The sequence below is a fragment of the Microbulbifer pacificus genome, from assembly GCF_033723955.1.
GTDB classification, from domain to species: domain Bacteria; phylum Pseudomonadota; class Gammaproteobacteria; order Pseudomonadales; family Cellvibrionaceae; genus Microbulbifer; species Microbulbifer pacificus.
Window position 1 is genome coordinate 62,415 of the sequence record NZ_CP137555.1, and the last position, 16,855, is coordinate 79,269.

At 59.1% G+C, this 16,855-nt stretch carries 6 protein-coding genes; 2 read left to right on the forward strand and 4 right to left on the reverse strand.

Annotated features, from left to right (window positions below; translation table 11 throughout):
- Positions 1-11 precede the first annotated feature (11 nt).
- The 4 genes from R5R33_RS00260 to ppsA all read right to left on the reverse strand — a co-directional run bounded on the left by R5R33_RS00260 (position 12) and on the right by ppsA (position 6,893).
- Positions 12-422 (reverse strand): low affinity iron permease family protein, encoded by a 411-nt coding sequence (locus R5R33_RS00260; RefSeq protein ID WP_318954081.1) that lies wholly within the window; start codon positions 420-422, stop codon positions 12-14.
- A gap of 15 nt (positions 423-437) precedes the next feature.
- Positions 438-2,333: a potassium transporter Kup gene (locus tag R5R33_RS00265; RefSeq protein ID WP_318954082.1), complete on the reverse strand. Its 1,896-nt coding sequence runs from the start codon at positions 2,331-2,333 to the stop codon at positions 438-440.
- Between the two features lie 41 nt (positions 2,334-2,374).
- The gene (locus tag R5R33_RS00270; protein ID WP_318954083.1) at positions 2,375-4,357 is read right to left on the reverse strand and encodes an alkyl/aryl-sulfatase; all 1,983 of its coding nucleotides are present in this window, start codon (positions 4,355-4,357) and stop codon (positions 2,375-2,377) included.
- A gap of 103 nt (positions 4,358-4,460) precedes the next feature.
- Complete coding sequence (gene ppsA, locus R5R33_RS00275; protein WP_318954084.1) at positions 4,461-6,893, reverse strand: phosphoenolpyruvate synthase; 2,433 nt, start codon at positions 6,891-6,893, stop codon at positions 4,461-4,463.
- A gap of 237 nt (positions 6,894-7,130) precedes the next feature.
- On the opposite strand from ppsA, the gene R5R33_RS00280 reads away from it, so the two are divergent.
- Complete coding sequence (locus R5R33_RS00280; protein WP_318954085.1) at positions 7,131-8,120, forward strand: universal stress protein; 990 nt, start codon at positions 7,131-7,133, stop codon at positions 8,118-8,120.
- Positions 8,117-16,762: a GH36-type glycosyl hydrolase domain-containing protein gene (locus R5R33_RS00285; RefSeq protein ID WP_318954086.1), complete on the forward strand. Its 8,646-nt coding sequence runs from the start codon at positions 8,117-8,119 to the stop codon at positions 16,760-16,762. The genes R5R33_RS00280 and R5R33_RS00285 overlap by 4 nt, the downstream gene beginning before the upstream one ends.
- Positions 16,763-16,855: the final 93 nt, after the last annotated feature.

Genomic DNA, 16,855 nt, shown 5'->3' on the forward strand with positions numbered 1-16,855 from the left:
GTGTGGGGGAATCAGGCTTCGGGGGTTCCGGTATCCTTCACTCCGCGCGCCAGCTCTTCCCGCGCGACGGCGGCCAGATGTTCATACCGGCGCAGAAAGTCCTGCAGGCTGTCGTCATCCAGCTCTTCCAGATCCAGCAGTGCATTGTGCGCGCCCTTGGTTGCACGGATGAGTTCGTCCAGCTTGAGCTGGATGGCTTCGGTATCCCGGTTCTGGGTGTTCTGGATCAGGAACACCATCATGAAAGTGACCGTGGTTGTAATGGTGTTGATGATCAACTGCCAGGTATTGCTGAAATTGAAGATGGGACCAGCCAGTGCCCACAACACGATGATGCCGAAGGCACCGGCAAAAACTTTCGGTTTTCCGCAGAAATGTGCGGCTGATTTTGCGAGCCGTGAGTACCAGGTGTTTGGATGCATGCGGGTGTCCTTTCGTCAGATTTCGATCTGCGTGCCCAGTTCGATCACACGATTTGCCGGAATTCCGAAATATTCCACGGCACTGCTGGCATTGCGCGCCATCACCGCAAAAATCCGCTCGCGCCAGTAGGCCATACCGCTCGGCAAGCTTTTCAGTGGAAAAATCGTTTCCCGACTCAGGAAAAATGACGCCTGCTGCGGATCGACCTGAAGCCCGTGTTCATCGCCCAGTTCCTGCAGTGCCTGCGCGATGTCCGGGCTCTGCATAAACCCGTAATACAACCTGATGCGGGTACAGCCATTGCCGAAATCGTGCAATCGATACCGTTGATCAAGCGGGACCCGGGGGCGATCGACGACTTTCACGTTGAGAAACAGCACGCGTTCATGCAGCACCTTGTTGTGCTTGAGATTGTGCAGCAGTGCGTGGGGCACGGATTCCGGTTTGGAGGTCATGAACACCGCGGTTCCCGGCACTCGCAGTGGAGGGTCGCGAAACAATAGATTCAGGAATTCCCCGAGTTTCGACTCTTCAAGCTGCAGTCGTTTAATGAGCACCTTCCTGCCGTCGCGCCAGGTGATCATCAACACCATGGCCGTAGCAGCAATGGCGAGGGGAAACCAGCCACCGTGCCCGATTTTCATCAAGCTCGATGAAAAGAACGCGACGTCTATGCTGCTAAAAAATATCGCACCCGCCGCGCACCATGCCAGTGGGTAGTGCCAGCGGAAGCGGTAAACAAACGAGGCGATAACGGTATCCATCAGCATGGCGCCGCTCACCGCAACCCCATAGGCCGCCGCCAGATTCGACGACGAACCGAAACCGATGACCGCAGCCAGAACCAGGATCAGTAGCAGCCAGTTAATACCCGGCATATAGATCTGCCCCGCCTGGAGCGGGGAGGTATGTCGCACCGCCATGCGGGGCAGGTAGCCCAGCTGTATCGCCTGTTTTGCCAGGGAAAAGACACCGGAAATGCACGCCTGGGAGGCAATCACCGTCGCCGCTGTGGCCAGTGCCACCATCGGATACAGCGCCCAGCTCGGGAACATGCGAAAAAACGGATTGTCTACCGCACCCGGTTCGGACATCAGCAGTGCTCCCTGGCCGAGATAATTCAGCGTGAGCGCAGGGAACACCAATCCACCCCAGGCGAGCTTGATCGGACCGCGGCCAAAATGGCCCATATCGGCGTACAGGGCCTCGGCGCCGGTGAATACCAGCAGCACCGCACCGAGTATGGCGAAGGAGCCAACGCCGTGGCTCGTGATAAAAACCAGCGCGTGAATGGGATTAAGGGCCTGGAGGATGGCCGGGTTGCCAACAGTCGCGTGGATACCCGACACCATGAGCACCAAAAACCACAGCGCCGTAATCGGCCCGAACAGCGCGCCGACCATGGCGGTACCAAAACGCTGCAGGAAAAATAACGCCACTAATACGACGATGGTCAGGGGCAAGACGAAGGGATGCAGGAACTCTACGCCCACCTCGAGCCCCTCTATGGCCGATAGCACCGAGATTGCCGGGGTAATCACCGCATCGCCGAAAAACAGCGCCACACCACACAAGCCCGCGGTGGCTATCAGCCAGCGCATGCGACGGTTGTGGCCACGGGTTGCTGCCAGTGCCAGGGCGGTCAGTGCCATGATGCCGCCCTCACCATCGTTGTCGGCCCGCATGATCAGCAGCACGTACTTGATGGTAACCAGAAGCATCAGCGCCCAGAATATCGCCGAGATACCGCCCAGGATATTGGCCTGTGTCAGTGGCAGGCCGTGTTCAGAATGAAAGATCAATTTGACGGCGTAGAGTGGGCTGGTGCCGATGTCACCAAAAACAATCCCGAGCGCGGCCAGGGTAAGGGCCGCGCGGCTTGGACCATTTTCGCGCGTCGATTCAGTCATTCGGCGCTACAGATAGAGGAAATTCCCCACGTCAGCGAACGTCAGGGAGTCACGATATTGAACCAGAACTCGAAGTTGTCCAGGTAAGACATCAACTCATCCACCTTGGCCTGGCTGCCATTCACCTTGACCTTGCTTGCGGACACTGCGTCTTTCATCGTGGTCTGCTTCAACACAATCTGGTTCAGGGTATCCCGGGACAGCTGCAGCGTGGCATCGGCATCCTTTGCCTGGCGTTTGGGGGTATGGTTGAGCACACCATTGACCATCTCCAGCACGTATTTTTCACCGATATCCGCAAAGTCCATATTGATAACGATACGCTTGCCGGCTGCCTTGTCGGCGTTGAGTCGCATGGCGAGGTAGTCAAAAAACAGGTCCAGATCCATTGCGCGCACCGTATCGGGACTCGCGGTATTGGGCGCAGGTAATTTCGCCACACCGTTCCGCAGCTCCTTGGCGCCGGTCAGATAGAAGTTGCGCCAGGGTCCGCTCTCTGCCTGGTAACCCAACTGCTCCAGTGCATCGGCCTGCAGGTTTTTCGCCGCGGTATTGGTCGGGTCGGCAAACACGGCATGATTCACCACTTGTGCCACCCAGCGGTATTCGCCCTTGTCATAATAGGCCTTCGCTTTTTTCAGTAACGCATCCGTACCGCCCATCATTTCGACATAGCGTTTGGAAGCGTCTACCGGGGTCAGCTCATGTAATGTAGCCGGATTACCGATAAACCAGCCGAGATACAGCACATAGGTAGCCTTCACGTCGTGATTGAGCGATCCGTAGTAGCCGCGATTGGAGAAGTGTTTGGCGATGCTATCCGGTAGCTGAATTTTCTCGGCGATCTCCACCATGGTGTAGCCCTGATTCGCCAGGCGCAGGGTTTCATCGTTGATGTAGCGATACATATCCCGCTGCAGACCGATATGTTCATTCAGCGCCTCGTTACCCCATACCGGCCAATGATGCATGGAAAACATCACCTGGGCCTCGTCCCCCCACATGTCCAGCGCCTGGTTCAGGTATTTTGACCAGGCCAGTGGATCGCGGATTTTGGCGCCGCGCAGTGAATAGGTGTTGTGCAGGGTATGGGTTGAATCCTCCGCGGCATTCAGCGCATTTTTTTCCTTGATATAGAACAGCATCTCGGAGGGCGCCTCGGTGTTTGGCGCATACAGGAATTCGTAGGTCAAGCCATCGATGGTGCGGGTTTCCCCGGTCTTATTGATGATGTCTGTGGGAGGGATCAGCGTCACGGTACCTGCGGAGGTAGTGGTACCGAGACCGGTTCCGACCTGTCCAGTCGGATCCGGCGGCAGAAGGTTGCCATACATATAGCTGGCACGGCGACTCATAGCATTACCCGCCATGACGTTTTCGGCCACGGCCGCATCCAGGAACCCCACCGGCGCAAATATTTTGACCTTGCCCGACTTTACGTCGGCTTCATCGACGACGCCTCGCACACCTCCGTAGTGATCTACATGGCTGTGGGTGTATATCACCGCTACCACGGGTTTTTTAGGGCGATGCAGGTAATAAAGGTCCAGTGCGACCTTGGCAGTTTCTGCAGAAATCAATGGGTCAAAAATGGTAATCCCGGCTTTGCCCTCAACAATGGTCATGTTAGAGAGATCCTGGTTGCGCACCTGGTAAATGCCGTCGGTGACTTCAAACAGTCCGGAAATATTGGTCAGCTGGGATTGGCGCCAAAGGCTCGGATTGACCGTATCCGGTGCGGGCTCTCCTTCCTTGATAAAACTGTACTGCTGCGGGTTCCAGATGGGATTGCCCTGCTTGCCCTTGATCATCTCGGTAGGTAGCGGTGCAACGAAGCCCTTGTGCGCCTGCTCGAACGAGGTTTTGTCGGAGAAGGGTAAATACTTTAAAAGCGTGTCGTTGGCGGCCTTGGTGGCGCTTGTGGCTGGTTTGGGCTTTTCCGCTGCAATTGCCGTTAACGTGAGCGCGAAACTCACCATTATCACCGCGATGCACTTCAACGGATTAGCAAGGGAAAATTTCATGACGGGCACCTCATATTTATTACTGTGCAAAGCCTAGTCAGTATTCAACAGGTTGTGCCGCCGGTATTGCGTCTCTTTGCACCCGAGCATTGCCCAGTCTCGCCTAAGAGGTTCCCGAATCGCCGTTGGCCACCTTGGTTTCCATTGCCACCACCTTTTCGATGGTGCGCAACAGTGCATCGGGGCTGAGGCTGATGGAGGTGATACCCAGGCTAACCAGATATTCCGCTACCTCGGGGTAGTTGGACGGCGCTTCGCCACAAATACCGGCGGGAATGCCGTTGCGCTTTGCGCCCTCAATTGCCAGCCGTATCATCTGCATTACCCCCGGGTCGCGCTCATCGAAGTCGAACGAGACAATATCGGAGTCGCGATCCACGCCCAACACCAACTGGGTAAGGTCGTTGGAGCCAATGGAAATGCCATCGAACAGCTGGCTGAAGGCATCGATCTGCACCACATTGTTGGGGATCTCGCACATCACATAGACTTCAAGGCCCGCTTCACCCTGCGTAAGCCCATGCTCGGCCATGGCCGCCAGTACCTTTTCGCCCTCGGGAATACGACGACAGAACGGGATCATAACCTTGATATTGTCCAGTCCCATTTCTTCCCGTGCGCGTTTCAATGCCGCACATTCCAACGCGAAGCCCTCGGCATAGGCGGGATGCGCATATCGCGCGGCGCCGCGGAACCCCAGCATCGGGTTTTCCTCGTGGGGCTCAAAACTGCTGCCGCCAATAAGGCGTGCATATTCATTGCTCTTGAAATCGGAGGTGCGCACGATCACCGGTCGTGGGTAAAAGGCGGCGGCGATGGTGCCAATCCCTTCGGAGAGTTTCTGGATAAAAAACTCATTGCCGTTTTCGTAGTAGGCTGTCAGCGCTTTCAGGGCATTGCGGTCCTGTTCATCCGTCACCTTGTCCGGGCACGCCAGTGCCATGGGGTGGGCCTTGATGTGTTCGCTGACGATAAACTCCATCCGTGCCAGGCCCACGCCCTGACAGGGCAGCGCACTCAGGCGAAACGCCTGCTCTGGGCTGCCCAGATTGATCATCATCCTGGTTTTTGGTGTGGGCACCTGATCAAGTGCGGTGGTGGTGATATCGAACGGCAGTTCGCCACGGTAGATTTTCCCGATATCGCCCTCAGCACAGGAGAGCGTCACCACTTCGCCGTCCTGCAGGGGGTGGTCGCTACCAATTCCCACCACGGCGGGAATGCCAAACTCCCGCGCCACAATGGCGGCGTGACAGGTGCGGCCGCCGCGCTCGGTAACCACTGCCGCCGCCTTGCGCATTGCCGGCCCCCAGTCGGGACTGGTGCTCTCGGCGAACAGGATCTCGCCCTCATTAAATGCCGACAGCTGCGTCGCGTCAGAGACACGGCGTAGTTTGCCGCTCGCTATGCCTGTGCCTATGGCACGGCCGGTGGAGAGCAGTGCGGATTTTTCCGGCTTCTCGCTGAATCGATAGCGCTTCAACAGATTGCGGGGTTTTTGCGAGGCCACGGTTTCCGGACGCGCCTGGAGCAAATACAGCTGACCATCGTCACCATCTTTGGCCCATTCCAGATCCATGGGGCAGGGCGCACCGCGTTCGGCGCTGTAATGTTTTTCGGTTTCAATGGCGTAATCCGCCAGGATCAATACATCGGTATCGGTCAGGCTGTAGTGGGCGCGACGCGCGTCCGGGGTTTCAATATTGTGCAGTTCCTGGCTGTTAAGGTCCTCGTCGCACACCAGGGTCTGTTGCTTGGCGCCAAGCTGCCGGCGCAGCACACAACGATGCCCGCGCTCAAAGGTGGGTTTGTGCACGTAAAATTCATCCGGGTCCACGAGTCCCTGGACAATATTCTCACCGAGGCCGTAGGCGGAGGTGATGAACACCACGTCGCGAAAGCCGCTGTCGGTATCCAGGGTGAACATCACACCGCTGGAACCGTGGTCCGCGCGCACCATTTTCATCACGGCAATGGCGAGGAAGACCTTGAAATGGTCAAAGCCGTTGCGCTCGCGGTAACTGATGGCACGCGCGGTAAACAGGGAGGCAAAGCAGCGGCGGCAGGCCTCCAGCAGGCCGTCGAGATTGCCGATATTCAGGAAACTTTCGTGCTGCCCGGCAAAACTGGCTTCTGGCAGATCTTCGGCGGTGGCGGAGCTGCGCACGGCGAGCCGCAATTGCGGCCCGTATTGTTCGCAAAGTTCCACATAGGCGGCGGCAATTTCCCGCACCAGTTCATCTGGCAACCCCGCCTCGTATACGATGGCGCGCGCCTGTGCCGCGATTTCAGCCTGCTGATTGCTGTCGGCACTCGCGAGACTGGCGAGCAGTTTGCGCAGCGGCTGCCACGCAGAGGCCTGGTCCAGCATGTCGCGATACGCGTCTGCGGTAATGGAGAATCCGTTCGGTACGTGAATCCCTTTTGGGGTTAGGGTCCGATACATTTCCCCCAGGGAGGCGGCTTTTCCGCCCACGGCAGAAATATCGGAAAGACCGGTTTCTGCAAACCAGCGGATGTAGTGGTAATCAGCCATGTCGAGTGTAACGCCTGAAATTGACATGTATTTCAACGCGAGTTGCGTTTATTTTCTTCTATCCCAAAATAGCCGAGCTAAGCTCTAAGCGCGCCCTGTTTTTCCGCATTTCTTGTGTTAAGCGCCAGCAATAGCGGAGCAATATCCGCTCTTAATAATTCCGCTGACGTAATTTTCTTTTTTGCCACTTTTTTGGCCACTTTAAGCTTTGCCGATCCAATTCCGGGGGGAGCCGCTATGCCGTTCAAACACCTGTTAATTCCGTTGGACAGTTCGTCACTTGCCGAGGAAGCTATCGCACATGCGATTCCCATAGCGCGGCAAAGTGGTGCCGACATCCACCTGCTGCATGTGCAGAAATCCTCCTCCCATACCGATGATCATTGCACCGATCCGGTGGACTGGCGGCTGCGGCGTGCCGAAATTCGCAGCTACCTGAACAGCCTCAACGAGCAGATAGCCGCTCAGGACATCCAGGTAACCGTCAACATTGTGGAGGGCCGCCCGGCGGAACAGATTGTCGAGTACTGTGAAAAACATGCGATCGACCTGATCGTCATTACTGCCTATGGCAAGGGCGGAATCAGCCGCTTTGACTTCGGCAGTACCGCGCAGAAGGTGTTCAGCGGTGCCGGGCGCTCCTTCCTGATCGTGCGACCCGGTGATCGGCCCTCGTCGCAGGAGCCAACCGCCTATCGGCGGATACTGGTATCCATGGACGGCTCGCCGCGCTCAGAATGGGTCGCGTGCAAGGTGGCTTCACTCATGCGTGGCCAAGAAGTGGAGATCATCCTGCTACAGGTGATTGCCGTACCCGAAATGCCGCGGCGCATGCCTATCACCCGTGAGGAGCACGCAACACGGGAGAAATTTGTCGAGAGCAACCGCCGCGCGGCGGAGGCTTACCTGGAAGAAATTGCCAATCAACTGAAGAACGGCATCAAGGTGCGTCCGCGGTTACTGATTGCCCAGAATGTTGCCGAGCGCATTTATGCGACGGCGGCGGAAGAGGGGGTGGACCTGATCGCAATGAGCGCCCACGACTGGCAGACCGGGGCGCAACAGGTCACCGGTACTCTCTGCCATACCGTGATGTGCCACAGCAGACTGCCGGTTCTGGTGTTCCAGGACATGCCCGAATCCCAATTGCAGGCACTGCGCGGCGGTGTCGACACTGATCATTCATCCCACCCATCATTAGCGAATAACGGCACCAATCATCAATGAAACTGCGTCGTGGAAACTCCGACGGGCTCGCCCGTGCGCGCGAGTTTTTCTCGCGCAAAAAAAAATACCATCGTGCGCCTCTGCCCGCACTGGAGGGTGGCAATACTGCCGCACCCTCTGCGGATGACGAGCAAAAGCGGCGAGGGGATATCACTTCACTGGCCAAGCGTCACCGCCATCTGGTCGCTGCCGATCGTGTCTACCCACTGAATACACGCCTGCGGAATCTCGAACGGGACTTTCAGGATATATACCGGCGCCTGGCCGCGCGTGTGGAGGCAGGGGAGAAAGGCAGCCGCAGCGAGGAGTGGTTGCTCGACAACCGCCATGTGGTTCAGGAAGCGCTGGAGCTGGTCCGCGAGTCGCTGCCGCGCACCTATCTTCGCCAGTTACCCAAGGTCGAGGCAGAGCAGGGCGGAATCGATTTACGTGTGGGGGCACTGGCGACGGCGCTGGTCGCCAATGTACGGCAACCGCTGGACCTTGAGTCTGTTTACGACCTGGTCGACCACTATCAACAGGAAAGCATCCTAACCACCGGTGAACTGTGGGCACTTCCAGCCATGTTGCGGCTGGGTCTGCTGCAGCACCTTGTGGGGTTTGCCGAAAATGCGCTGGACAAAGCGGAGGCGGGCAGCGAGGGCGAGAGCGTCGGGATCGCGAGCGCCATCATCAGCTTGCGGGAACTGCGCACCCACGACTGGCGGGATTTCTCAGAAGCGCAAAGCCGCGTGGATCGCATTCTGCGCGCCGACCCTGCCGGCGCCTACGGGCAAATGGATTTTGAGACCCGGGATCGCTATCGAGGCGTAATCGAGCAACTGGCGCGAGGCAGTAATACGCCGGAGCACCGCATCGCCGAACAGGTCGTGGAGCTGAGTGAAAAGGAAGTTCTGCAGGCGCGTCGTCGACACGTCGGTTTTTACCTAGTGGATGACGGGCGCAGGGAACTGGAAGAAGTGCTGGAGTTCACGCCGAATATCTTCCAGCGGATACATGGATGGGTACTCGAACGCGCGTCCATGGTCTATTTCTCCACGCTCGGTTTACTCTCGATCCCGCCACTCCTGGCTCTGGCCATCTATCTTTTGCACCACGGCACGTCACTTGGGGTGATGTTGCTGACCGTTGCCGTCGTGGCGGTACCAGTGGTCGGTATCGCTCTCGCGCTGGTCAATGGACTGATCACCCACAGTCTGAGCCCGCAGATGCTGCCGAAGCTGGATTTCGAGGGCGGTGTTCCCGATGAATACCGCAGCGCCGTGATCATGCCGGTGCTGTTTAGCGATACCGAGGACGTGGAGAAAATCCTCCAGTGCCTGGAAATCAACTTCCTGAACAATGACGATCGCAATCTTGTGTACGTGGTACTGAGTGATTTCGCGGATGCGGATAACCAGAGCACCGCGGAAGATGCCGAGTTGCTTGAATTTGCCAAAGATGCCGTCGACGCACTGAATCAACGCTATACAGACGGCGAGGGGCGGGAACCGTTTCTGCTGTTACATCGCGAACGGCGCTGGAATCCGGTGGAAAAATGCTGGATGGGGTGGGAGCGCAAACGGGGCAAACTGATTGAGTTCAACCGCCTGCTCAAGGGCCACGACGACCACAGTTACACCACCTGTATCGGCAACCGCTCGGCGCTGAAAAACATTCACCTCGTGATCACGCTCGATGCGGACAGCCAGATGCCTCCGGGTACTGCCGCGCGCTTGGTGGGCACCATGGCGCACCCGCTCAATCGCGCGGTGGTTGATGAACGTACCCGCCGCGTAGTGGCGGGGCACGGGTTTCTGCAACCGCGGCTGGAAACAGACCCGTCGGGTGCTGCCGATACGCTGTTCAGCGAAATATTTTCTGGCGATCGCAGTGTGGATCTCTATACCCACGCGGTGTCCGATGCCTACCAGGACCTGTTCGGCGAGGCCATTTTTGCCGGCAAGGGCATCTACGATCCGCGGGTATTTTCCCAGACCCTGGCGGGTCACCTCGCGCAAAATGCCATCCTGAGCCACGACCTGCTGGAAGGGTCCATCGGCGGTGCCGCGCTGCTTTCCGATGCCATTTTCTACGAGCAGTACCCGCCCAATGTGGTTGCCTTGTTGCGCCGATCCCACCGCTGGATTCGCGGCGATTGGCAACTGCTGCCATGGCTCGGCAAGCGGGTAACCATTGATGGCGGCGAACAGGTAAGTAACCCGCTGCCGCCGATACACCGCTGGAAAATCCTCGACAACATGCGCCGCAGCCTTGAGGCGCCGAGCCTGTTACTGCTTTTCCTGTTGGCGTGGAGCGGTATTTTGCCCGGCAGTGCCTGGGCATGGACACTGGGCGTGCTGCTGCTTTCCGCCGCTCCGGTCTGGCTCGAACCCTTGTCGACCCTGTGGCGGGCCGTGGCCAGGCCCAATCGCGCCCATCATTACCTGCGCAACCTGCGCGGAATAATGTATCAGCGGATACAGCACTGGCTGTTGTCGCTGGCACTGTTGCCGGTGCAGGCGGTCAACGCCCTTGATGCCATAGTGCGGACCCTCTTCCGGCTGGGGGTTTCCCACCGTCACCTGCTGGAGTGGACATCGGCTGCACACGTGAACCGGTCGCTTGGCGGCACTTCCGCTGCCAGCCGCAGCTGGCGCGAACTCTGGGTTTCGCCACTGCTGGCCCTATTGATCGGGGCCTGGCTTGCAGTAACTGCACCGATGAGTTTGTTAACCGCAGCGCCGCTATTGTTGGCCTGGCTGTTGCTGCCGCAACTGAACCAGCGCATCAACCGGCCACATAAATTTGAGGCACAGCCGATTTACGAAACCGACGAGCAGGAGTTGCGCTTGCTCGCCCGTCGAACCTGGTATTTTTTCGAGCACTTCATGGGGCCGGACGATCACTGGCTGCCACCGGACAACTATCAGGAAGAACCAGTGGCGGTACTCGCCCGCCGCACATCACCGACCAACATCGGTCTGGGTCTGCTGGCGACACTCAGCGCATATGATTTCGGTTACCTCGACCTCACCCATTTGCTGGCGCGCCTCAACAACACGTTTGATCGTATGCGCGGGCTACAGCGCTACCGCGGGCACTTCCTCAACTGGTACGAAACCCGTGAGCTTCACCCGCTGGATCCGCGCTACGTATCGACTGTCGACAGTGGCAATCTCGCCGGTAGCCTGCTGACTCTGGCAAGCGGGCTGGAAGCTCTGGATTCCACGCCGATCAACGGCCGTCAGCTGGTGCAGGGGATTGCGGACACCCTCGGTGTCGTGGTCGAGACCCTGCAACCGCAGGAACCCGATGTGGCATCCAGCGCATTGCGTGAGGTTACCGGCTATATCACGCAACTGCGGGAGCGGCTGGCAGCCGGCGGCGAAGGCGGCGAAGGCGGTCACTGGTGGCAAATCATCGACGACATTTACGAACGCGAAGTGCCGGCGTTGCAGGATCGCGTAGTGGCGCTTATCGAGGGTGACGAAAGTTTCAGTGCGGAATCCCTCGGGCGCCTGCGCCACTGGCTCGATGAATTACTCCAGCATTCCATCGCGGCGCGCCGCTACCAGGAAAACCTGGAGCCCTGGCAGCGACTTATCGACGCGCCGCCGGTGGCGTGTCGTGAGCAGGGCGGTCAGGTCGCCGAGTTGTTCCAGCAATTGCACGAAAAACTGAATGCCCCGGTTACCCTGGTGACCTTGCAGGAAACCTGTGCGGAGGCATCGCTGCAGCTGGATCAGCTGCAGGCGGCATTGTCCTATGTAGGCGGCCAGCACCGGGAAGAGGCCGACGCGTGGATCGGCAAGATGCGGCGCTCTTTCGTTGTGGCGCAGGAGAATGCAGAGAAGTACCGGCGGGACCTGAAGCGCCTCGCGGAAAAGGCTCGGCTTTGGGTCGCTGAAATGGACTTCGCGTTCCTGTATGACCCGGAGCGCCATCTGTTCCATATCGGCTACAACGTCAACGACGCCGCACTGGACCCCAATTACTACGACCTGTTGGCCTCGGAATCCAGACTCACGGGATTTATTGCCATTGCCAAAGGCGATGTACCGGCACGTCACTGGCGTCACCTGGAGCGTCCATTCCGGCGCATCCAGCGCCGCGCGGTGTTGATGTCCTGGAGCGCCACGCTATTTGAATACCTGATGCCCCGCCTGCTGATGGAAACGCCGCATCACAGCCTGGTCGGGCGCGCTTGCCGCAATGCCATCGACGTGCACCGGGAATTTGCCGACCGTTACGGAGTGCCCTGGGGTATCGCCGAGTCGGGTTTCTATGAACTCGACAGCCATCTGCATTATCAATACCGGGCGTTTGGTGTGCCGGGGATTGGTTTTCGCCGGGACCTCGGCGAGCGGCTGGTCATTGCCCCATATGCGTCCATGATGGCACTGCCATTTTGTGCGGATAAAGTGATGGAAAACCTGCGGCAATTGCGCAGCCACGGCGGCTATGGACAGTTCGGCCTGCACGAAGCGATCGACTTTGGCCGCACTTCCAAGCCGGCGCCGCGCCGCCCGCGCACGGTGCGGTCTTATATGAGCCACCACCAGGGGATGATCCTGCTGGCGGTCAACAACTTCCTTCACGGCGATGTCATGTTGCGTCGTTTCCATAACGACGCTCGCGTTGCTGGCCTGACACCTTTGTTGCACGAGCGCATGCCGTCATCGCCGCCTGCACTGAAGCCGTGGAAGCGCCCCGGCATTATGCGAAGCTTCCACGCTGAAGTGGTGCTCGAGACCTGGTCCGCAACACCGTCCCGTCCGTACCCGCAGTACAACCTGCTGTCCAACGGACACTTCTCTACCGTACTCGCGGCGGACGGTGCTGGGGGCAGCTACTGGGACAACATCGCGCTGACGCGCTGGCAGACAGATCCCACCCATCATCAATGGGGACGTTATTGCTATGTGCGGGATCTCGATAACGGTGCGCTGTTCTCCGTGGGGCTTGCCCCCTGCGGTGGCAACGATCCGCGCAGCGCGGCCTACTTTTCACCGCAGAGTGTGGAGTACCAGCAGCGGAAGTCGGAACTTTTCTGTCGCCTGCATGTAGCCGTCAGCTCCCAGCACGATGTCGAGGCCCGCCGCCTGAGTATCAAGAATGAAAGCAATCGCGAGCGCCATTTACTGCTGGCAGATTTTGCCGAGGTGGTGCTGGCGCCGGAACGCGACGACTTGCGGCATCCCGCCTTTGCCAAGCTATTTGTGGAAAGCCAGTACCTGCCGGAAGAGCAGGTGATGATTTACCGGCGACGTCCGCGCGGCAGTAATGAAAAGCCGATTTATCTCGCGGTCTCGGTGCTGGTGCAGCCCGGCGTGCGCCACCGTTTGGCGTGGGAAACCGATCGCTTCCGATTCCTCGGTCGCGGTGGTTCACCGGCACGGCCTAAGGCCATGATGGAAGGGCTGGGGAGTTTCAGCGGCACCACGGGTCCGGTGCTGGATCCGATTATCGCCGCCGCGCAGGAAGTCACGATTCCACCGCAGTCGGAAATCGAGGTTGTCTACCTCACTGGCGCCAGCAAATCACGCAGGGAACTGCTCGCAACCCTGAGCGCCTACCGTTCGCGTCCGAAGGCCCGCTGGGTATTTGATCTCGCGCGTATGCAGTCGGAACAGGAGCTGCGCAATCTGCATATCACCTCCGGGTCGATGCACTGGATGATGGATTTGCTTTCTGCAGTTCTCGCGCCCATTGCGCCGCTGCGCGCGCCATCCCGGATTCTGGCCCGCAGCCGGCATATTCAGCCGGGCCTGTGGAGCAAGGGCATCTCCGGGGACAACCCGATCTTGCTGGTGCATATCCGCAACCAGCACGAAAGTGACTTCGCGGGGCCGATCCTGCAGGCGCATACCTACTGGTGCGGGCGCGGGGTCAGCGTGGACCTGATACTGATCGATGAGGAGTCAGCGGGATACGAGCAGCAGGCCAGGGACCGGCTGCAGGAAATGATCACCGACATTCGCGGTCGCACCCTGCGCAAGCTTGCGGGGGCCGTGGTAATGATCCCGGGGCAGGAGTTGCCGGGGGATACGCGTATCCTGTTGCTGGCCGCCGCGCGGGTGATACTCGACTCATCTGCCGGCTCGGTACAGTCGCAACTGCAGAACGGTTTTGTGGCACTGCAGACACAGCTGCAACCGCTGCCGCCGTTTGTGCCGGTGGCTCCCGCAGACACCATCGAGCAATCGACACCAGAATTGCAGCGACCGCAAGACCTGTTGTTCGAAAACGGTCTCGGTGGTTTTTCCGCGGATGGTCGCGAATATGTCATGCATCTGGAACCGGGCCAGCGACCGCCCGCACCCTGGGTCAATGTCATCGCCAACCCCAACTTCGGTTGCCTGGTATCTGAAGGCGGCTCCTGTTGTACCTGGGCCGGTAACAGTGGCGAGCACCGCCTGACCGCCTGGAACAACGACCCGGTGCGCGACCCCAGCGGCGAAGTGCTCTACCTGCGCGACGAGGAGACCGCGGAAGTGTGGACGCCGACACCGGCGCCGCGCCCGGCCAATGCCGCCTATCAGGTACGCCACGGCGCCGGGTACAGCGAATATCGTCACAACAGCAATGGCCTCGAGCAGTCCTGGAGGATATTCGTCGATCGCGAGGCGCCGGTGAAGATCGGTCGCCTGACGTTAACCAATTGCTGGGACAGGCCGCGCAGACTCACCGCAACCTATTACGTGGAGTGGATCCAGGGTTTGGTGCGGGCCAATAGCTGGCCGTATCTGGTGTGCGAATTCGAGTCCGATAGCTGTGCGTTACTCGCGCGCAATGCGTTTGTACCGGACGAAAAGCCCGGGGTAGCCTTTCTTACCGCGAGCCTGCCACCTCACGGGGTCACCATGGACCGGCACGAATTCCTCGGGAATTCGTCCGGTCTCGAGGCGCCCGAGGCACTGTTCAGAATCGGCCTGTCTGGCCGGGTGCAGTGCGGCGGGGATCCGTGCGCGGCCTACCAGGTGCATATCGATCTGGCCGCCGGTGAAACACAGCATGTGTATTTCGTCATGGGCGAAGGCGTAGACCGGTCGCAGGCACTGGAGCTCGCTACAGAGTTTCGCAGTCCGCAACGGGCGGAAACCGCACGGGAGGAATTTGAGAAATTCTGGGAGGAGTTCCTGGGCAGGGTGCAGGTGGAAGTGCCGGACAAGGCCACCGAAATACTGGTCAACCGCTGGCTGCCTTACCAGACCCTGGCCTGCCGTCTTTGGGGGCGCAGTGGCTTTTACCAGTCCAGTGGCGCTTTCGGGTTCCGCGATCAACTGCAGGATGTACAGGCACTGCTATGGACACACCCGGAATGGACCCGCGAACATATTCTGCGCGCGGCATCGCGCCAGTTCCAGGAGGGCGATGTACTGCACTGGTGGCACGAGAAGCCACTGCGCGGGGTGCGCACCCGCTGCTCCGATGACTTGCTGTGGCTGCCATTCGTTACTGCGCAGTACATCCGTACCACCGGCGACTACGACATTCTCAATGAGTCGGTTCCCTACCTGAAGGGGGCTCCGCTGAAAAAGGATGAACACGAGCGCTACGCCGAGTTTGATACCAGCGACGAGTCGGGTTCACTCTACGAGCACTGCTGTCGAACCATAGAGCGGGCAAGCTCTGTTGGCCCCCACGGCCTGCCGATTATCGGCAACGGGGACTGGAACGACGGCTTCAGCCGTATCAGTACCACGGGTCGCGGCGAAAGCGTGTGGATGGGTTGGTTCCTGCTGCGGGTCTGCCGGGATATGGCGCCGCTTTGCGAATACATCGGCGATACCGCACTGGCCGAGCACTATCGCAAGCTTGGCGAGACCTTCCGTGAAGAGGTCGAACAAAGTGGCTGGGACGGCGCCTGGTACCGGCGCGCCTATTACGATGACGGCACACCGGTGGGGTCAAAAGAAAGTGACGAGTGCAAGATCGACCTGATCGCGCAGACCTGGTCGGTACTGGCTCAGGAAGCGCCGACCGCACGTGCACGCGAGGCGATGACCTCTGCCTACACCCATCTGGTGCAGCAGGACGCGCGGCAAATCCTGCTGTTGAAGCCGGCGTTCGATAAAACCAAGAAGGATCCCGGCTACATCAAGGGCTATCCACCGGGTATTCGTGAAAACGGCGGCCAGTACACCCATGCGGCGACCTGGGCGGTTTGGGCCGCAGCGGGACTGGAGCACAGCGAGCGGGCACACCACCTGTTCAGCCTGTTGAATCCGATCACGCATACCGACAGCGCAGAGGGTGTCGCCCGTTATCGCACCGAACCATATGTACTGGCCGGTGATGTCTACGGGGTTCCTCCCCATGTGGGGCGCGGCGGCTGGACCTGGTATTCCGGAGCTTCCGGCTGGCTGTATCGCGGGGCACTGGAGGCGTTGCTGGGCGTGCGTATTCTCGACGGCAACAGTCTGGAAATTAAGCCCTGCCTACCGGAAACCTGGGGTGAATTCCGTCTGTCACTGCGTTTCGGCAACAGCCGGTATGACATAGAAGTGCAAAACTGTGGTGAATGTCCGCGCGAGATCGCGGAATTGACCGTGGATGACCAAGCGATAACCGGCGAACGCGTTCCATTGCGTGACGATGGGCAGCAGCACCGGGTGCGGCTGGTGTTTTCTATGGCCGCGACAACAAGCGAAAATTGAGGTCATTTTCAATTGCAGTGAGCAACATCTGGCATGGCCAGATAGCTGGGTCTCTATAATTTTTCTACCAAGCATTTCCGCCTCGGGGCAGGT